General features: G+C 53.7%; 14 protein-coding genes. 8 read left to right on the top strand and 6 right to left on the bottom strand.

Annotation, left to right across the window (positions count from 1 at the left end; genetic code table 11):
• Positions 1–12: 12 nt before the first annotated feature.
• The gene (locus LA337_01920; GenBank protein ID UBI16481.1) at positions 13–1,515 is read right to left on the bottom strand and encodes a sugar ABC transporter ATP-binding protein; all 1,503 of its coding nucleotides are present in this window, start codon (positions 1,513–1,515) and stop codon (positions 13–15) included.
• Between the two features lie 103 nt (positions 1,516–1,618).
• Positions 1,619–2,575, bottom strand: a complete 957-nt coding sequence (gene ytfQ / locus LA337_01915) for a galactofuranose ABC transporter substrate-binding protein YtfQ (GenBank protein UBI16480.1) — start codon at positions 2,573–2,575, stop codon at positions 1,619–1,621.
• Positions 2,576–2,884: 309 nt separating this feature from the next.
• On the opposite strand from ytfQ, the gene ppa reads away from it, so the two are divergent.
• The 3 genes from ppa to LA337_01900 all read left to right on the top strand — a co-directional run bounded on the left by ppa (position 2,885) and on the right by LA337_01900 (position 6,777).
• Positions 2,885–3,412: an inorganic diphosphatase gene (gene ppa, locus LA337_01910; protein ID UBI16479.1), complete on the top strand. Its 528-nt coding sequence runs from the start codon at positions 2,885–2,887 to the stop codon at positions 3,410–3,412.
• 198 nt (positions 3,413–3,610) lie between these two features.
• Complete coding sequence (locus tag LA337_01905; protein ID UBI16478.1) at positions 3,611–4,681, top strand: YncE family protein; 1,071 nt, start codon at positions 3,611–3,613, stop codon at positions 4,679–4,681.
• An 86-nt stretch (positions 4,682–4,767) separates the two neighbouring features.
• Entirely contained in the window at positions 4,768–6,777 is a 2,010-nt protein-coding gene (locus tag LA337_01900; GenBank protein ID UBI16477.1) for a TonB-dependent receptor, read from the top strand.
• A gap of 57 nt (positions 6,778–6,834) precedes the next feature.
• On the opposite strand, the gene LA337_01895 is transcribed toward LA337_01900, so the two are convergent.
• The 3 genes from LA337_01895 to tamA are packed head-to-tail and all read right to left on the bottom strand — an operon-like array spanning position 6,835 to position 12,688.
• Entirely contained in the window at positions 6,835–7,179 is a 345-nt protein-coding gene (locus LA337_01895; protein ID UBI16476.1) for a gamma-glutamylcyclotransferase, read from the bottom strand.
• 2 nt (positions 7,180–7,181) lie between these two features.
• Positions 7,182–10,958, bottom strand: a complete 3,777-nt coding sequence (gene tamB, locus LA337_01890) for an autotransporter assembly complex protein TamB (protein ID UBI16475.1) — start codon at positions 10,956–10,958, stop codon at positions 7,182–7,184.
• Positions 10,955–12,688, bottom strand: a complete 1,734-nt coding sequence (gene tamA, locus LA337_01885; protein UBI16474.1) for an autotransporter assembly complex protein TamA — start codon at positions 12,686–12,688, stop codon at positions 10,955–10,957. The genes tamB and tamA overlap by 4 nt, the downstream gene beginning before the upstream one ends.
• 211 nt (positions 12,689–12,899) lie before the next feature.
• Here tamA and msrA point away from each other — a divergent pair, with 211 nt between their 5' ends.
• A complete protein-coding gene (msrA, locus tag LA337_01880) occupies positions 12,900–13,538 on the top strand; it encodes a peptide-methionine (S)-S-oxide reductase MsrA (GenBank protein UBI16473.1) in 639 nt (212 codons plus the stop codon).
• Between the two features lie 7 nt (positions 13,539–13,545).
• On the opposite strand, the gene LA337_01875 is transcribed toward msrA, so the two are convergent.
• Positions 13,546–14,601, bottom strand: a complete 1,056-nt coding sequence (locus LA337_01875; GenBank protein ID UBI16472.1) for a LacI family transcriptional regulator — start codon at positions 14,599–14,601, stop codon at positions 13,546–13,548.
• A 190-nt stretch (positions 14,602–14,791) separates the two neighbouring features.
• On the opposite strand from LA337_01875, the gene LA337_01870 reads away from it, so the two are divergent.
• The 4 genes from LA337_01870 to LA337_01855 are packed head-to-tail and all read left to right on the top strand — an operon-like array spanning position 14,792 to position 19,245.
• Positions 14,792–15,946: a Gfo/Idh/MocA family oxidoreductase gene (locus LA337_01870; GenBank protein UBI16471.1), complete on the top strand. Its 1,155-nt coding sequence runs from the start codon at positions 14,792–14,794 to the stop codon at positions 15,944–15,946.
• A 16-nt stretch (positions 15,947–15,962) separates the two neighbouring features.
• On the top strand, positions 15,963–17,147 hold the full coding sequence (locus LA337_01865) for a Gfo/Idh/MocA family oxidoreductase (GenBank protein UBI16470.1): 1,185 nt from the start codon (positions 15,963–15,965) through the stop codon (positions 17,145–17,147).
• Positions 17,144–18,211 (top strand): Gfo/Idh/MocA family oxidoreductase, encoded by a 1,068-nt coding sequence (locus tag LA337_01860; protein ID UBI16469.1) that lies wholly within the window; start codon positions 17,144–17,146, stop codon positions 18,209–18,211. Before LA337_01865 ends, LA337_01860 begins: the two co-directional genes overlap by 4 nt.
• Positions 18,212–18,222: 11 nt before the next feature.
• Positions 18,223–19,245, top strand: coding sequence for a Gfo/Idh/MocA family oxidoreductase (locus tag LA337_01855; GenBank protein ID UBI16468.1), 1,023 nt, complete (start codon positions 18,223–18,225; stop codon positions 19,243–19,245).
• Positions 19,246–19,290: the final 45 nt, after the last annotated feature.

Below are 19,290 nucleotides of genomic sequence, written 5' to 3'. Positions count from 1 at the left end.
ACCATAGTCTCCTTAGGCCGCAATGGCATTCATGATCGCCGGTACGGACAGTTCAGCCAGTGGGATCTCAGCCACCTGTTTGCGATCGCGCATAATAATGACCCGATCGGCATAACCCACTAACTCTTCCAGTTCGGATGAAATCACCAGCAGCGCCAGACCATCCGCGCACAGCGTTTCGATCAGGCGGATGATCTCCGCATGTGCGCCAACGTCGATCCCGCGCGTGGGTTCATCGAGGATCAGGAACTGCGGTTTGGTCAATAACCAGCGCGAGAGCAATACTTTTTGCTGATTGCCGCCGGAGAGAAATTCGATCGGCTGTTCAGCGTTGGGGGTGCGAATACCAAGCTGGCGAATAAAACGCTCGGCAATCTCGTTTTGTTCTTTCCGTGAAACAGGCCGCAGCCAGCCGCGCTGCGCCTGCAACGCCAGAATAATGTTTTCCCGCACCGAAGCGGCGGCGATAATGCCATCCGTTTTGCGATCCTCCGGACAGAAACCGATCCCCAGACACGAAGCCTGATGCGGCGATCGTAAGGTCTGTGGTTTGCCTTTGATCAGCGCAGTGCCGCTGTCGGCGGGTTTAATACCGAAGATCACCTCCGCCGTTTCCGTTCGCCCGGATCCCAGTAGTCCGGCGAGACCGACGATCTCACCGGGACGCACCTGCAAATCAAACGGCGCGATGGTGCCTTTCTTGCCAAAGCCGCTAAATGCCGCCACCGGTTTATCACTTAGCAAGGTGCGTCCCGCACGCTGTAGCGCATGGGTATCCAGTTCGCGGCCCAGCATCATTTTGACCAGTTCGATTTGCGGTAATTCCCGGGTTTCACGGCAGCCAACGAAGCCGCCGTTACGCAGAACGGTAATGCGATCGCTGACCTGATAAACCTGATCGAGGAAGTGGGTGACGAAGATCAGACTGACGCCCCGATCGCGCAGATGTCGCATCAGGCCGAACAGCATTTCAACTTCCTGGGTATCGAGGCTGGCGGTAGGTTCATCGAGGATCAGCACTTTCGCGGAGAGATCGATCGCCCGGCAGATGGCGACGATCTGTTGCATCGCCACGGAAAAACGGTTCAGCGGTTCGCGTACGTCGAGGGAAAAACCGTATGACGCCATCAGCTCCGTCGCGCGTTTTTCCATCTGCTTGCGCTGAAGCAGGCCAAAACGCCGCGGCTCACGGCCAATAAATAAGTTATCCGCTACCGACATATTGGGCAGCAGGTTCACTTCCTGGTACACGGTGCCAATCCCCAGTTGCTGGGCATGGGCGGTGTTTTTGGGGGAGATCGGTTGGCCTTCGAGCCAGATAGTACCGCGATCGGCATGGTAAACACCGGTCAGCGCTTTGATGAGCGTCGATTTGCCGGCTCCGTTTTCTCCCAGCAGCGCCATAATCTCGCCACGACGCAAGCTGAAATCCACGTTATCCAACGCTTTGACGCCGGGAAAGAATTTGCTTAATCCTTCGGTGCGGAGGATTTCCTGATATTGGTCGGTGGTCATGGTTCCCCCTGCATCACGCCGGATGGCGCTACGCTTATCCGGCCTACAAAAGAGCGTAATGTAGGCCGGGCAAGCGCAGCGCACCCGGCATTTTCATGAAGGCTTAGTAGCCCATGTTTTTCTTCTTCTCTAACTCTTCTTTCGCCGTATCCGGCAGATAGAGGATCGACTTGGTAATGGTCAGCTTCTCAGGCATCGTGCCGTCTTTTTTGAATTTCTCCAGCGCGTCGAATGCCGGACCAGCCATATTCGGCGTCAGCTCGACGCTGGCGTTGGCTTCGCCGTCAATCATCGCTTTGTAGATATCCGGTACGCCATCGATGGAACCGGTGAGAATATCTTTGCCAGGTTTCAGGCCCGCTTCTTTGATGGCCTGAATCGCACCGATCACCATGTCATCGTTATGGGCGTAAACCATGCAGATGTTCTTGCCGTTGTTTTCCGCTTTGATAAAGCTCTCCATCACTTCTTTCCCTTTACTGCGGGTAAAGTCGCCGGACTGAGAGCGGATAATTTTGATGTTTGGCGCATTAGCGATAGCTTCAGCAAACCCTTTTTTACGATCGATAGCCACGCTGGCCCCGACGGTCCCTTGCAGCTCAACGACGTTACACGGCTTGCCGTCCACTTGTTTAATCAGCCAGTCACCGATCAATTTACCTTCCAGCACGTTGTCGGCGGTGACGGTGGTCATATAGAGAGATTTGTCTTTTACATCGATGGAACGATCGAGCAAAAAGACCGGAATGTCGGCATCTTTAGCTTCTTTTAAAACCGGCTCCCAACCCGTTGCCACGACCGGCGCAATAAAGATGGCGTCGACGCCCTGCGCAACAAATGAGCGGACTGCTTTAATCTGGTTTTCCTGCTTTTGCTGGCCGTCAGCGATTTTCAGCGTAATACCACGCTTTTCGGCCTCGCTTTTCGCGACGTTGGTTTCTGCGGCGCGCCAGCCGGATTCAGAGCCAACCTGCGAAAATCCTACGGTTAAAGGGGCTGCCATTGCCATAGACGACATGGCTGCCGAAACTGCTGTGACTAAAAGTAAGCGCTTCCACATAAGTGCGTCCTCGTAGGGTGATTATTGTTGGTTAATTAACCGTTGCGAAAAAACTATAGACAATTGAGCATGTAACGGATTGCGTTACATCACACTTCAAAAAAGTAAATAAAACGTTAATCACAACTTTGTAATCGCTTTCATCTAGCTATGAAAAATGCGGCTGAAGATATGGATTTTTCTGTCACTACAGAGAAGTAAAAAGAAGAAAATGCGCGCAGAGAAAGCGAAAACAAGCGGAGACATTCAGCGCGAGTTGGCTATAATACCCGCCACTTGTTTGCCATAGCTTATTTAAAGGAAACAGACATGAGCTTACTCAACGTCCCTGCCGGTAAAGACCTGCCGGAAGATATCTACGTTGTTATCGAGATCCCTGCCAACGCAGATCCGATCAAATACGAAGTTGACAAAGAGAGCGGCGCCCTGTTCGTTGACCGCTTCATGTCCACCGCGATGTTCTATCCGTGCAACTACGGTTACATCAACCACACCCTGTCTCTGGACGGTGACCCGGTTGACGTTCTGGTCCCGACTCCGTACCCGCTGGAGCCAGGTTCAGTGATCCGCTGCCGTCCGGTTGGCGTACTGAAAATGACTGACGAATCCGGTGAAGATGCGAAACTGGTTGCGGTACCGCACACCAAGCTGAGCAAAGAATACGATCACATCAAAGATGTTAACGACCTGCCGGACCTGCTGAAAGCGCAGATCACCCACTTCTTCGAGCACTACAAAGATCTCGAAGCGGGAAAATGGGTAAAAGTTGACGGTTGGGACAACGCTGAAGCTGCTAAAGCTGAAATCGTTGCTTCCTTCGAGCGCGCGAAGAAGTAAGTTCGCGTTAGCGTATAGCCCTGAACGCCAGCCTCTGGTTAGTAAGGGTTTTTTTATTCCTACTTTCTTTTCACCTCCCCTTCGCTGTTTTCTTTTTGACCTACCAGATTGGGTAGTCACATTTCATTTATCTTAATTGCGAATGAGATTAGATCTCATTATCATCTTCAGCATGTAAATAAATGTGAATAAAAGTCAATGAACCTCCACAATGTGAAGTCCCTGAAACGCTATTCCTGCGTGGCGCTCGCCACAGCACTGTTATTTACCAGCCTGTCCAGTGTGGCGCAGACGCTACCTGAGAAAGATTTTCTGACCCGCGACGTTGGCAACGGCGTGTATGAACTGGCGGTTGATAGCCAGCAGAATGCGCTTTTTGCCGCCTCCTCGCCGTCGTTCGATAAAGATAAAACCCGCGGGCTTATCTACAAACTTGACCTGGAGAAGCTCACGACGACTGAAGTCATCGAAACCAGCCGTCGTGCCTTTGCCACTGCCCTGGATGAAGAAAGCCAGGTGCTGTACGTGGGCAACACGCTGGAAGGTTCAGTCACGCTAATCGACACCCGCAGCGGTAAAGAGCTGGCGATACTGCAACTGAGCGAAGCCAAAAATCCAAAAGATATTATCCATACCCGTGAAATGGTGCTCGATAAACAGCATCACCGCCTGTACGTTTCCGGCGTGGCTGAAAAGGGGATTGTCTGGGTAGTGGATACGCAAAAGCGTGAGAAAATCGCCACCCTTGAAAACATGGGCCAGTACCCGACAGGCATGGCCGTCGATGCAAATAAGAACCGTCTGTATGTCGTAAATGGCCGTAACGAACTTATTACACTGGATACCACCAACCATCAAATTATTAGCCGTTTCAGCATTGAGCCAGGCAAAAAACATTTTTTCCTGAATATTGCTTTGGATGCAAAAAATAATCGCGCATTCCTGACCGATCCTGATTTAGCGGATGTACTGGTTGTTGATATTAATAACGGTAAGGTTATTGCACCCATTAAAGTTATCAATTCGCTGGCGGTGATATATAACGAAAAACGCCAGGAAGTTTATATCACCCACCGTAATGCAAAGCGCATCAGCATTGTGGACAGCAAGACTTATCAGGTAAAACAAAGCATTGAAACCAATGCCCTACCTAACAGCCTGGCGCTCTCGGCTGATGCCAACACCCTGTATGTCAGCGTCAAACAGCCGGAAAAAATGACCGGAGTGAAGCCCGACTACGTACTGAAAATCGATCTCTCTAAATATTAATAATTAAAAACGCTTCTTACACCTTGCAGCTTTTCCGGGTTGCAAGGTGATGCTTTTATTTTTTTACTTTTCAGGTGTCTTATATTATGAAAACGCGTCAACTTATTACGCTGACAGGGATCGTTGCATTCTCAGGTGGTGTTATTTTCCCCACTCAGGCAGAAGAACTCACCGAAACCTCACGCAATAATGAAGATGAAATGGTGATCACCGCATCCGGGTTCTCGCAGCAAAAGCGCGAAGCGCCGGCCACCATTTCCGTTATCGATCGTAAAACGCTGGATATTCAGCCGGACCGTAGCATTGGTGAAGCGATTAAAAACCTTCCCGGCGTCTCGGTTACCAACAGCAGCGGCATGAACGCTGGCAGCATTATGATCCGCGGCATGGACCCTTCTTATACCGCTTTTATGGTCAACAGCGTCAAACAAAATACCGGTGAATCTCGTCCTTACGGACATGATATCGGTACTGAAGCCAACTTCTTACCGCCAATGGAGGCCATTGAGCGTATCGAAGTTATCCGCGGGCCAATGTCCTCGCTGTACGGCTCAGATGCCATCGGCGGTGTGGTCAACGTTATTACCAAAAAACCGTACGGCGCAAAAGAGTGGACAACGGCAATCGCCGCCAATACCTGGCTTCAGGAACACCAGTATTTGGGTAATACCAGCCAGATGAATCTGTTCACCATGGGGCCGATTGTGCCCGATGTTCTGGGCCTTAGCGTGGCGGCCGACTGGCTCGACCGTCGCGATGACGATCGCAATAACTATTTCGGCAAACACAACCGTAAATCCGTTGATATGACGCTGGGCCTGGCCGCCAGCGAAAATAACCTGTTTGATCTCAACGTGGTCACCGGTGAGCAGGAGAAAAACCGTACTCAGAAACGCGGCGCACCGTGGTCATGGCTGTTCGATCGTAATGCCGCCACTCTGACGCATACCGGCTGGTATGCAGACGACACCATCGCGACGACCAACTACATAAATTATGAAAAAGGCCGTTCGAAGTACGTTTATGACGGACAGTCGCCGCAGTATGTGCAGATGGAGAACTACGTCGCCAATTCGCAAACTACCTTCACGCTCGACAACCATAAACTGACCGTTGGGGCGAATTTTACCCGTGAAGAGCTGAATGACAGATTTGATGTGGCCAACAAAACGCTGCCCGGATCTGAGCCCGTGACCAAAATCAGCCGTAACGGTTGGGCATTGTTTGCTGAAGACGGCTGGAGCATTGACGATTTCATCCTGACCACTTCAGCCCGTATGGATCAGGATGATAACTTTGGCACGCATATCACGCCGAAAATGTACGGTAACTGGGCCTTCAGCAATGACTGGGCGCTGAAGGGCGGCGTTTCCGCAGGCTATAAAAAACCAGAGCTGCGTGCGACATCCAGTAACTTCGTCACCCCATATGGCTCGACCGTACCTTATCCCTTCCTGACAGTCGGTAACGACGACCTGAAACCTGAACAAAGCGTTAACTCTGAGCTGGGCCTCTACTGGACGGGGGATGCGCTGTCGCTGGATAGCACCGTCTTCTACACCCAGTTCAAAGACAAAATTGCCGAACAAACTATTTGCGAAACCACGTCGACGAATCAGTGCTCCGTGAATGGCTACAAAGCCGATTCCGTCAGTAAATACTTCAACGTTAGCAAGGCGGACGTTTACGGCATAGAACTTAATGCCGACTGGCAGATTAGCGCCGATGTGAAAGCCAACGCTAACTACACCTGGAACCACAGCGAACAGAAAAGCGGCGTGAACAAAGGCTACGCGCTCAATGATTATCCGCGCCATATGGCGAACCTGTCGCTGAACTGGGCGGCAACGCAGAACCTGGACGTATGGAGTACGGTGAATTATCGCAGTAGTAACCGCAACAGCGGCAATAACTATAAGTACGATGACTACACGATGGTCGACGTAGGCGTACGTTATAAGCTCAATAAGCACACGCAACTGATGGCAGGGGTCTACAACGTGCTGGATGAGGATCCGAAACTGACAACCGCGTGGAATGAATCCGCGCAGGTAGAAGGACGCCGCTATAACCTCGGCGCGCGCGTGGAGTTTTAAGCCTTTAATAAACAACGCCACCCGAAGGCGGCGTTGTTTATTCTCGTAGGCGATATATCAGTACTGGTCTCTGTCTAACCAGTTACCGCTTTCAATCAGCGTTAAGCCATCAACCGGACGTTGGTACACGTACATCCATGCACTTCCGTACGGCGTTTGAATTAACTGGCGTGCGTATTCACCGCCGCGGGTACGCAGAGCGTCAAGCTCTGCCAGCGTGGCGTTATCAATACGATAAACTTCCCCGTGTACTGTCCCATTTCCCGGAACGGCGCCTGGATAGTGGCCCAGGCTGTACAACTGGTAGTTGTCGATACTGAAATTTCCCAGCAACAGGGCATTGGTCATCCAGTGGCTGTTGCCTTGTTTGGTTCGTAAACTGCCGTAAACAAATATTCGCATTGCTAAAACTCGAACTGATAGAGCAAATCAAGTGCCTGATCTACGCCAGACACTGCTTCCAGATATAGCTTAGGCATCAGGCGATAACGTAGCGTGAGTGTCGCTAAGGAGTCAAATATACCCACACCATATTTCACCTGCAGACCTGGCAGTACGTATCCGCTGACAACCACCTGAGATGAGTCGCCCACCCCTTGCGTGTCCAGTGCCAGATTGCTTACGCCAAATGTCTCCCCGATTTTACCCACAACCTGACCACTTTGTGCAACCCCCAGACCAATAAGCATTGAGGTCATCGCCGCGCTGTCGCTCTGTTCGCTATCAAGTCCTTGTCCGCGTAACAGGTAGGAAAGCGCCATTTGCTGCGACATTGCCGGGTCAGAGAAGATCTCCGCCTTCGGTTCATCGGCTGTACCGGTGACGCGAACGCCAGCGATCACGTCGTCTTCGGTGGCATCCGGGTTACGAATTGCCTCGATATTGAGTAACGGCTGATCCGGCGGACCGGAGAACAACAGCTCGCCCTTACGCACAATCAGATCCTGACCATAGGCATGGAAGCGCCCGCTCGGAATATTTATCTGTCCGTTCAGCCCCAGCCCTTGCTTATCCTGCACCACTTTCAGATCGCCCGTCAGACGCGCTTTCAGACCAAAGGCGTCAATACGCACGTTGTTACCAACGTGGATGTTCAGGTTACTGTTGATCGGAATGCCGGCTGTCTGCGGTTTCTCCGGCTGCAGATTGTTGTTAAGCATGACCATATCGCTGGAAACCCCAACCGCGCTCTCCGGCAGGTCGTGTACGACGATACGCGCCCACGGCACATCCACGTTGCCATCGAGAGTAAACAGGCTTGGCGTGGCTTCAAAGACCACGTCCGGCGATACGTCCAGGCGGACCATCGGCGGTACGGTAATACGTACCCTGCTGCCTTTAGCCGCGACGCGCGCCCGCCAGTTGTCTATTTGACTCCAGTCGGCGTCACCGCTCAGATTGATTTCTCCCTGCTGCGTGCGCACCACGCCCGCCAGCGTGGAGCGTGTTCCGGTGAAGTTAACGGCTAACTGGCTTGGCTGCATGTCAAACGGCATAAAGTTACCGTCGATATCCAGACCGCTCAGTTGCAGCTGTCCGAGCAGTTGCGGGCTTTGCACATCGCCGCCCAGACGCAGGTTGGCGTTGATCGTCCCAGCCGCTTTTTCGCCGCGCGAGAAAATGGGGTTCACCATCGCCAGATTGAAGTTGCGGATATTGACGTTACCGCCCAGGCTACGACGTCCTTGCGGATCCGTTACCTGCACCTGACCGTCAAACTGCCCGTTGTTGGTCAGGCGAATCAGCCAGCCCAGCTCGGCACGGTTATTATGCAGGTCGGCGGTCAGATTCAGCGTTTCAAACGCCACAGGGAGCGGCGCATCGTTTACGCTTTGCGTGACCTTCACGTTGCGTCCGGAAAGCGTGACCTGCCCCTGTGGCAGCCCCTCTTTAGTGGTGTCCCAGCTCACATCAGCTTTGCCAGTGAACACGCCGCTGGCCTGGGTTGTATCCGGCATAAACGGTTTTAACATCGCCAGGTCGAAGCGGTTAAGGTTCACCACCGCGCGTCCCGATGCGCCGGCATCAATGGTTTGCGGTACGCACAGTTCCGCATTCGGGTTGTTCCAGCAGTGCGGCCCAATGCTGATTTTCTGTTCCTGGTTGCGATAATCCAGCGCGATAGCACGGTTGAGCGACCACGGACCGACCGGCGTCTGGAAGCGAGTATTGCTTAACGCCCCTTTCCAGCGCTGTTCTTTGCGATCAAAGCTCCCGGCAAGGTCCAGTTGACCGGAAACCGGCTCACCCTGAATGCGCAACTGCAGCTCATGCTGCTTTTCACTGCCTTTGGCGTTGAGCGTCACCAGACCAATATTCACGTCAGGTTGTTCAATCCGCTCTACGCGAACGTTGAGATTACCCGCGATTTGCTCGGCCGATTTCACGTCGCCTTCGACACGTACCTGAGCGACGGAAAGCGCCTGCCAGCGCAGACCGCGGGCGGTGATATCCGCCAGCAGCTGTGGCGCTTCAACCGTACCGCGAACTTTTACCAGCCCTTTCGCCGTCCCGCCTAATCCCGGTAGCGCGTTATCCAGGCTCGGCGCATCAATCGTCGCGTCGAGATTGAGGTCTTTGACCCCCAGTTCCCCTTTCACGTCCGCACTGTTGCGTCCCAGTTCCAGATGCAGGCCAGGGATCGTCCACTGCAGGTAGCTGTTCCCCTTCAGCGAACCGTTCACATTGACCTTGTTCTGCTTCACGTTGCCGGTCAGCTTCAGCTCCGGAACCTCCATCTGCCAGCTTCCGCCGTACAGACTGCCGCGCGTTTTCACCAGGCCATTCAGTTTTGACGGCCAGTCCGGGATCGCTTTCGCGGTATTGATACCATCCAGCGTTAACTCGCCGCGCCAGCTGATCGCCTGCTGCCAGTCCACCAGCGCTTTCAGCTCGGTTTTTCCTTCCAGCGCCGCAATGCTGAGTTTGTCGAGATTAATCTGCTGTTCGTTGCCTTTGGCGTCCAGCGTGATGGTAGCCGGAGGAATATCCTGCCCTTTCACGGCGGTACGCATCGACAGCGTATAGTCTGTCATCTTGCCGGTTAGTTTGAGCTTGATGTCATCGGCCTGGAACTGTTTGTCGCCGGTAAACGGCCAGTAAATCTGCTTACTCACCACCTCAATGTTGAGCGGCAATCCGGCTTCTGCCAGACGCGTCTGCGCCCGCAGGTCCATATCCACCGGACCAGACAAATTGACGCCGACTTCCAGCTGTTCACGCAGCGCGCCGCCGACCTTCAGCTTCACCTTTTCACCTTTTAACGGGTCGATGTTGAGTGTGCTGTTTAACGTAATATCAACCGGCCATGTGTCGGTGAGTTGCGCCGTGCCGCTGGCTTTTACCGTTCCCTGATTCGAGTCGATATCCAGCGCATCAAGCTTCATGTTGCCGTCAATGCTGCTCACTTTCAGCAGCATGTTATGTACCGTTAAATCTGTATCCCCGGTCACGCGCAACTGCTCGCCACGAAACTCTTCAATGTTGAGATTGAGCGGCAGATGGACATCGGTCATTTCCGGCAGCACCGGTTTTGAGAACAGATCTTTTAGCATTTCGCCGAGCGGTTTTTCATCCGGCTGCGGGTTTTGAATCTTCGGTTCGACGACCTCTTCCTGCGCCACTTCGGCCACTTTAGGCAGGGCAATCAGCAGCCCCTGTAATGACGTTGGCTTCAGCGTCAGCGTTTTTTCCTGCCAGTTCAGGCCGGAGGTAAAATCCAGCACCGAAACCGTGGTGTCATCGATTTTGATGTTGATGTTGTTAAGCGCCACGCGCGAAAGCGTGATTGGGTAAGGCGTGGAAAGGTTGAGCGGACCACTCTCTTCTTCTTCAACCGGCTCTGAGGGCGGCATCTTTTTGCTGTCGATCGCCACGTTGATGTTTTTCAGCGCCAGATCGTTGACGCACAGGCTGCTGTTCCACAGGCAGTTAAGCCCCACGGCCAGATGCACTTCACCAGCATTCACCGCCACGCCAGGCTGGTCGTAACGAATATTTTTGAGCGATAGATCCCGCCAGCCGCCGGTGACCTGACCAATTTCCAGACCCGGAACCCAACGATTAGCCGCTTTGAAGATCAGATGCAGGCCCGAGGTGGTGCCAACGAGGAACGCCACCGTGCCTAACAGCAGCAGGATAAAAATCAGCACGCCGAGGCTTATCTTCTTCCATAAACTCATAATTCAGGCCCCAGACCGATGTAAAACTGTAAACCATGTTCATCTTTGTCGCCGACAGGAACGGCAAAGTCGAGCTTGATGGGACCGACCGGCGATTGCCAGCGTACGCCGACCCCGGCGCCGGTTTTGAAATCGCTTTTGCGGATATCGCTGACCGCTTCACCGCTATCGACAAACATTGCGCCCCACCATTTTCCGGTCACGTTGTACTGATATTCCAGCGAGCCGGTCGCCAGCTTCGAGGCCCCTTTCAGCTTGCCGTCGCTGCCTTCAGGCGAAATAGATTTGTATTTGTAACCACGAATGCTGCGATCGCCCCCGGCGAAGAAACGCAGATCCGGCGGCACTTTGTCGAAGTCGCCGGTTTCAATCCAGCCGAGGTTGCCGCGCATCACAAAGCGGTGCCTGTCGTACAGCGTGCGGATCCAGACGTTTTGCGCCTGGAAGACGGAGAAATCAACGTCTGAACCCCAGGCCGTGTTGGAGTAATCAATAGAATAACGCTGAGAATCGCCCCACACAGGCATCAGGCCACCGCGCGAGCGCGTCCGGCTAATCATCACGCCTGGATAGAGCAGCATGGTGGTGTTGGTGACGTTACCCTGGGTAAAGTGGTCGAGGCTCCAGCGCAGGTTAATCGCGCGCTGCCAGCCGCTGGAGAGATCCCAGTAGCGGGAAACCGCAAGCGTCGTGGAGTCCTGCTCGGTATCGTTTAAATCGGTACGCTTAAAGCCCCCTTGCACCAGGTAATACTGCTCCAGCGGGTTCTTTAACAACGGCATTTTATAACTGAAATCAAGAACCTGCTCTGGCGCCGAGATACTGGCGCTGGTGGTCAGGCTGTGGCCATAGGAGTTCATCCACGGCTTTTTCCACGAGGTTTTTACCCGTGGCCCGACGTCAGTTGAATAACCGACCCCGGTTTCGATGGTGTTTTCGGTTCGCGGCGAGACCACGCCTTTTAGCGGCAGCACTTTGGTTTTGCGGGCTTTATCAAATTCCGGCGCGACGACCACAGAATTAAACCAGCCGGTCGCCGACAGACGACGGTTCAGTTCGCCCAGATCTTTCGACTCGTACTCTTCACCTTCTTTAAAAGGCACCAGATTTTGCAGGTACTCGTCGCGAATTTGCGAACCTTCAAAGGTGACATGTCCAAAGCGATAGCGTTCGCCGCTGTTGTAATCGATATCCCAGAACGCCTGGCGGCGCTCAAGCGCTATGCCAAGCTGGCTTTTATTAAATTCACTGTCGAAATAGCCTTTGCGCAGCGCCACGCTGGTGAGTGACTTTTTGAAGTTGTCATAGTCCCCCTGATTCAGCACGGTGCCAATTGCCGGCCGCGTTTTCAGCAGATCGAGATAATCTTTGTCCGTACGCGCGCCACCGCGCAGAATCACCTCGGTGCCGCCAATCAGCACCGGCTCGCCAGCATTCACTTTGGCAATCAGCACCTGACGTCCTTTCGCCGGCGGCGGACGCAGTTCGAAATCAATGGTTGGCTCAAAGTAGCCCAGCGCCTTTAGCCCTTCGCGGATGGCATCATCAACGCGCGCACGAAAGCGTCGGTCCGGAGTGACTTCATCACTTTGAATCGTGGACAGCTGCGCACGGACGTTTTTCTCCAGCGGTCCTGATAATCCTTCGACCTGTAAGCGAACATTCGCGGCGGCGGCGGAGCCACTTAAGCACAGTAATCCCACCCAACATAACTGACGGATATGTGGCACATTTTCTCCTGAATATCCTTTTTTCCACCCCTGGAAAAAAATACTATGCCGTTCCTCGGCTTAACAAAAAATCAACAATAAGAGTTGAAAAACAGACGACAACCCAAATATTTCTTATGTTTAACTCTAGACGTATTCACGCCGTTTATTGTGGGCAAAGACGCGTCTCGTTACAACCTTAACCCAAATGACTGATTTCGGGAGAACGGCCATGAGTTTATTTGATAGAAAGCATCTTGTTACTCAAGCAGATGCCCTACCTGGACGCAACACCCCGATGCCAGTGGCAACGCTGCATGCGGTTAACCAACATTCGATGACCAACGTGCCCGACGGTATGGAAATAGCGTATTTCGCCATGGGATGCTTCTGGGGCGTTGAACGTTTATTCTGGTCATTACCCGGGGTATACAGCACGGCAGCCGGATACACCGGCGGCTACACCCCTAATCCAACCTACCGCGAAGTCTGTTCCGGCGATACCGGGCACGCCGAAGCGGTACGCGTTGTCTATGACCCGCATGTTATCAGCTACGAACAACTGCTGCAGGTGTTCTGGGAAAATCACGACCCGGCGCAGGGCATGCGTCAGGGGAACGACCAGGGTACGCAGTATCGCTCCGCCATTTACCCGTTAACGCCAGAGCAAACCGCCGCGGCACAGGCGAGCCTTGCGCGTTTTCAGGCAGCAATGACCGCCGCAGGCGACGAGCGCGCCATTACAACGGAAATCACTACGGCAACCCCGTTCTACTATGCCGAGGACGATCACCAGCAGTACCTGCACAAAAATCCATATGGCTACTGTGGAATTGGTGGCATCGGCGTTTGCCTGCCGCCAGAACGTTAATCCGCAATTAACGAGCGACCGTCACCCGCGCGGCATGGCGCGTTGCGTGGGTGACGGTTCCCCGATCCGTCACCTTTCCCTTCAGCAACAGGTTAAATACCGGCGCAGAGGGGCGATTAAGACGGTTCTGCAGCAAATGCACCGCTTCCACGCCCAGCGCCCGACAGGGGATAGTGATACTGGTTACCGCGGCAACGATATGCGCGTCCAGTTCCTGAACATCCGTCGTCATCAGCGACAGCTCACCGGGTATCTCCACGCCAACGTTTTCCAGGATCCGCCGAATGCCCGTCGACATTGACGCCCCGGCGCAGAAAATCACCTCTGGCCATGCTTCACGCGGCGTTTCACGTAGCCAGTTGCCTATAGCCCGCTCTGATTCATCCTCAGAAAACCCTTCCGTCACCAGCAGATCGCGCCCGGTATCAAACGGTATCTGATACTGTCTGTAGACCTCCTTAATGCCCTCCAGACGCCAGTACATCGTTTCCCGGCGCAGGCTGGTGACATGGAGAATACGCCGATGCCCCTGATCAAAAAGGTATTGCACAGCACGGTTGCCAATCGCCCGATGATCGGGAGATACCGCATCCAGTAACCCTTCTTTGTCCTGCGAGTTAATCAACACGCAGGGTTTATCCAGCAGTTGCGCCAGTTTATGCACGGTCGGGTCATCAATGCCGATAAGAATAATGGCATTGATATTCTTATTGTTGGCCTTTTCCTGAAAGACCTTGATGTCCGCGCGTTGCTCATCCAGCCCGCAGTAACTCAGATAGACATCATGCGGCGCTATCGCCTCCGCAATTCCGCGCGTGACTTCAAGATAAAACGCATCGCCACGGGCGGTGAAAGTGCGCAACGGAGCGAAAACGGCAATGCCGTTGATCAACAGTCGTCCACTGGACAGCGAGTCCAGAACACCCAGCCTGCGCGCGCAGCTGACGATCGCCTCACGCGCTTTATCGCTGGTATATGACTTCCCGCTAAGCACCCTCGACACTGTACTCACCGAGTACCCCGTCAGGGCAGCAATTTCATCCATTTTTAGCTTGCCAGACATTCTGTGACCTCACTCGCAATCAATCTTTGCAATTTTTTGCAAACGTAGTTCATTGACTCTAAAACACTTTTTCAATGACCGGATGAACTTCTTTTTCATCCTGCAACCGTTCTCACAAAATCACATTGTCGATATTCCAGGCGTTTCTTATGTTCCGCATATCCCTTATTTCTCATGAAAAAGGCACGACATGAAAAAAATACGCTTTGGCATTATTGGGGTTGGCAACATTGGTACCGTCCATGCGCGCTACCTGCTGGCCGGAACGGTACACGAAGCAGTGCTTACCGCAGTGTGTGATAACAATCCTGATAAACATGCGGCTATCCAACGGCTGGTCGGTGAAGAGGTGACGTTATTCAGCGACGCGCGTGAGATGCTGGAAAGTGGGCTTATTGACGCCGTTATCGTCGCCACTCCGCACTATGACCATCCGGGTTTATCGATGATGGCCATGCGCCTTGGCATCCATACGCTGTGCGAGAAGCCTGCCGGGGTCTATACCGCGCAGGTACAAGAGATGAATGCCTGCGCGCGCGAATGCGATGTGGTGTTCAGCATGATGTACAACCAGCGCCCCAATCCGCTGTATCAGAAAGTTAAAGATCTGATCGACAGCGGCGAACTCGGCGAACTGCGTCGCTCTAACTGGATCATTACCAACTGGTATCGTTCGCAGAGCTATTACAACTCCGGCGGCTGGCGCGCGACCTGGAAAGGTGAAGGCGGCGGCGTGCTGCTTAATCAGGATCCGCACCAGCTCGATTTATGGCAATGGCTGGTCGGCATGCCGGTACGCTTGCGCGCTTTTTGCCAGTTTGGCAAGCACCGCCAGATTGAAGTTGAAGATGACGTCACGGCCTACGCGGAATACGCCAACGGTGCGACCGGCGTGTTTATCACCACCGTCGCCGAAACGCCCGGCACAAACCGCCTGGAAATTGTCGGCAGTCGGGGAAAAGTCGTGGTGGAAGAAGGCCGATTGCGCTTCTGGAGACTACGGGAATCCGAAACCGACTTTAATGCGCGCTGGCAAAACGGTTTTGGTGAGCCGGAATGCTGGGAGGTGATAATCCCTACCGAACCAGAATGCAGCGAGCACTTTGTCATTACCCGCAATTTCACCGCCGCAATTCTGCACGGCGAACCGCTGATCGCCCCCGGTCTGGAAGGCATTCGCGGCCTGACGCTTTCCAATGCGATGCACCTTTCTACCTGGACTGATGACTGGGTTGAGCTACCAATCGATGAGCAGCGCTACTTCCAGTTGCTCCAGCAACGTATCGCCTCCTCAGTTGAAAAAACCGCGACCAGCCGCACGCTGGACGCTTCCGGTAGCTGGTAACGCGCAGGAGAAAATCATGCTCAACATTGCCATTGTCGGTACCGGGAATATCTCCCACAACCACATTCAGGGGTATTTACAGTTTGCCGATCGTTGCCGGATTGTCGCGTTGGTTGATATCTACCCGGAGAAAGCGGAAGAAAAGAAATCACGCTACGGCCTGAGCGAAGCGCGAGTCTACCGCAGTCATCAGGCGATGCTGGACGCGGACATTGAGATCGATGTGGTGGATGTCTGCACTCCGCCGTACGTGCACGCAGCCATCAGCATTGATGCGCTGCAGGCCGGAAAACATGTGTTGTGCGAAAAACCAATGGCCTCTTCGCTCGAAGAGTGCGATGCGATGATCGCCGCGCAAAAGGCCAGCGGGAAAACCTTATCGATCATCGCGCAAAACCGCTTTACCGATGCCTTCTGGCGGCTGAAAACCGTTGTTGATTCCGGGCTGGCGGGCAAGATTTGCCATGCACAGGTGGATTCATTCTGGTGGCGCGGACACTGCTATTACGATCTATGGTGGCGCGGCACGTGGCAGAAAGAAGGCGGCGGCTGCACGCTGAATCACGCGGTACACCACATTGACGCCATTCAATGGATGCTGGGTTTCCCTACTGAAGTGGTGGCGATGATGACCAACGTCGCCCATGACAACGCCGAAGTCGAGGATCTTAGCGCGGCTATCTTCAAATACCCGAACGGGGCACTGACGCAGTTGACCGCCTCCGTGGTGCATCACGGTGAAGATCAAAAGATTGTCATTCAGGGTGAAAAAGCGCGTATTTCCGCGCCGTGGCAGGTTCATGCCAGCCAGTCGGCGGATAACGGCTTCCCGCAAACTGACAATAACGGCGAGCTGGAACAGCATCTGGAGACACTTTTTCGCACTACGCCACCGCTGCAATGGACGCTACATACTGGGCAAATCGATAACCTGCTTAATGCCATCGAACAACAGCTCCGTCCCCTGGTCGATGGCGAACAGGGCAAGCGCTCGCTGGAGTTGATTACCGCTATCTATAAATCCGCCATCACCCGCACGGTGGTGACGCTGCCCATTCACCACACCGATGCGTTTTATCGCACCGGCGGCCTGATTGACATCGCCCCGCATTTCTATGAGAAATCCGCCTCCGTAAGCAATTTCACGGAAGTGGGCGCCATCCCTCTGGGTAAAGACTTAGATTCAGGAGTTAAAGAATGAACAAGCAAGATGGAATGCACTACGCCCCTACCGGGAAGCCTCAGCCGGTCGTGAAACCTGGCGAGTTTGTCATTGCCGCGGCCTCACTCGATCATGGTCATATCTACGGCATGTGTAACGGGTTGATTGAAGCAGGCGCCACGCTGAAATGGGTTTACGATCCCGACCCGCACAAAATCGATCAATTTCTGCAGCAGTATCCGCAAGCGCAGGTGGCCGATTCGCTGGAGACAATCCTCAACGATCGCGAGGTCCAACTGGTTGCCGGAGCGGCAATTCCTTCCGAGCGCTGTCCGCTGGGACTAAAGGTCATGGCGGCCGGAAAAGACTACTTCACCGACAAGGCTCCGTTAACCACCCTCGCACAGTTTGAAGACGCCAAAGCGATGGTGGCGAAAACCGGGCGCAAATACGCAGTCTATTACAGCGAGCGTCTGCACGTTGAAAGCGCTGTTTTTGCCGGTCAGCTTGTCCACCAGGGGGCAATTGGGCGCGTGATGCAAACCCTCGGCACCGGTCCGCACCGCGAAGGTCACGGGCGCCCGGACTGGTTTTATGACAAACGCTATTTTGGCGGCATTCTGTGCGACATCGGCAGCCATCAAATCGAACAATTTCTGTTTTATACCGGCAACAGCGAGGCGCATATCGTCGCCAGCCAGGTGCGTAACGTCAATCATCCACAGTACCCGCAGTTCGAAGACTTTGGCGATGCCATGCTGGCGGGCGATAACGGGGCGACCGGCTATTTCCGCTGCGACTGGTTCACGCCGCAGGGGCTCAGTAGCTGGGGGGATGGACGCCTGACGTTGCTGGGTACCGAAGGTTACATTGAGATCCGCAAGTATGTGGATATCACCCGGGGTGAACAGGACGTGGTGTATCTGGTAAATAAAGACGGGGAATTCCGCTACCCGGTTGCGGGCAAAGTCGGCTTTCCTTTCTTCGGCGAATTCATTCTCGATTGTCTGAATCGCACGGAAAACGCCATGACTCAGGCCCACGCCTTTAAAGCCGCAGAACTGTGCGTGAAGGCGCAAATGCTGGCGAATGCCCGCGCATAACCGGAGGTGACATGACAACGCTAAATGCCGCCATCATCGGCGCGGGCGCTATTCACCGCAGTCACGTTAACGCCCTCCGGCTTTTGCCGGGGGTCACGCTGCGTGCGCTGGTCGATATTGATAGCGCCACCGGTTTGCAACAGGCCATGGCTTATAACTGCCGCTATTACCAGAATTACCGTGAGATGCTGCTGGATAATGACATCGACGTCGTCCATATCTGCACGCCTCATTTCGAACACAAAAATATGATTACCGCCGCGCTTGCCGCAGGGAAACATGTGTTTTGCGAAAAACCGGTGGGCTTGAATTGTACAGAGGTGGCAGACATCGCTAACGCAGCGGCGTCCGCCCAGGGCCTTCTGGGCGTGTGCTATCAAAACCGGCTTAATCCAACCAGTTTACGAATCCGCGATGAACTGGCGAAAAATACGCTTGGCAAAATGCTAAGCGTTAAAGCTGTTTTGACCTGGTCACGCTCCAGGGCTTATTACAGCGAAAGCCCGTGGCGCGGGCGTTTCGCCAGCGAAGGCGGCAGTTTACTGATCAACCAGGCTATTCATACTCTCGATCTGATGCAGTGGTTCGCCGGCGGCGTGACGCGTTTGAAAGGCGTGGTGGACAGCGGTGAACTGGCAGATGTCACCGAAGCCGAAGACAGCGCGATGGCGACCCTGCACTTTGCCAACGGCGCTCGCGGTCTGTTTTACGCCAGCAACTGCAACACCCTCGATTCACCGCTGCTGCTGGAGATCCATTGTGAGCAAGGCATGCTCCAGCTCACGGACAATACCCTGTGGCGCGTTACAGCGGACCGACGCCTGAAACTGGACTGCGATGGTTCACCGGACGGTCACGCCAAAAGTTACTGGGGTCTGGGCCACCAGCAGGCTATTCGTCAGTTTTATCATGCAATTACTCATGGAGGTCAGACAGAATATATCAACATTAATGAAGCCCGCAAATCACTGGCGATGGTTGAGGCTATTTATCACTCATCTAAAACCCGACAATGGATAACCATTAATAATTAAAATTAATTTAACGCTGCAGAATTAAATAACACCAGCCGGATAATA

The organism is Citrobacter europaeus, from assembly GCA_020099315.1.
Lineage (GTDB): Bacteria > Pseudomonadota > Gammaproteobacteria > Enterobacterales > Enterobacteriaceae > Citrobacter > Citrobacter europaeus.
This window is presented reverse-complemented; position numbering and strand designations above follow the sequence as displayed.

Bases quoted from the DNA above. Each gene is read 5' to 3' on its own strand.
- LA337_01860 (UBI16469.1), top strand. From the start codon at position 17,144: ATGAACAAGCAAGATGGAATGCACTACGCCCCTACCGGGAAGCCTCAG.
- LA337_01895 (UBI16476.1), bottom strand. From the start codon at position 7,179: ATGCGAATATTTGTTTACGGCAGTTTACGAACCAAACAAGGCAACAGC.
- LA337_01920 (UBI16481.1), bottom strand. From the start codon at position 1,515: ATGACCACCGACCAATATCAGGAAATCCTCCGCACCGAAGGATTAAGC.
- tamB (UBI16475.1), bottom strand. From the start codon at position 10,958: ATGAGTTTATGGAAGAAGATAAGCCTCGGCGTGCTGATTTTTATCCTG.
- LA337_01870 (UBI16471.1), top strand. From the start codon at position 14,792: ATGAAAAAAATACGCTTTGGCATTATTGGGGTTGGCAACATTGGTACC.
- LA337_01875 (UBI16472.1), bottom strand. From the start codon at position 14,601: ATGTCTGGCAAGCTAAAAATGGATGAAATTGCTGCCCTGACGGGGTAC.
- LA337_01905 (UBI16478.1), top strand. From the start codon at position 3,611: ATGAACCTCCACAATGTGAAGTCCCTGAAACGCTATTCCTGCGTGGCG.
- ppa (UBI16479.1), top strand. From the start codon at position 2,885: ATGAGCTTACTCAACGTCCCTGCCGGTAAAGACCTGCCGGAAGATATC.
- LA337_01855 (UBI16468.1), top strand. From the start codon at position 18,223: ATGACAACGCTAAATGCCGCCATCATCGGCGCGGGCGCTATTCACCGC.
- LA337_01900 (UBI16477.1), top strand. From the start codon at position 4,768: ATGAAAACGCGTCAACTTATTACGCTGACAGGGATCGTTGCATTCTCA.
- LA337_01865 (UBI16470.1), top strand. From the start codon at position 15,963: ATGCTCAACATTGCCATTGTCGGTACCGGGAATATCTCCCACAACCAC.
- msrA (UBI16473.1), top strand. From the start codon at position 12,900: ATGAGTTTATTTGATAGAAAGCATCTTGTTACTCAAGCAGATGCCCTA.
- ytfQ (UBI16480.1), bottom strand. From the start codon at position 2,575: ATGTGGAAGCGCTTACTTTTAGTCACAGCAGTTTCGGCAGCCATGTCG.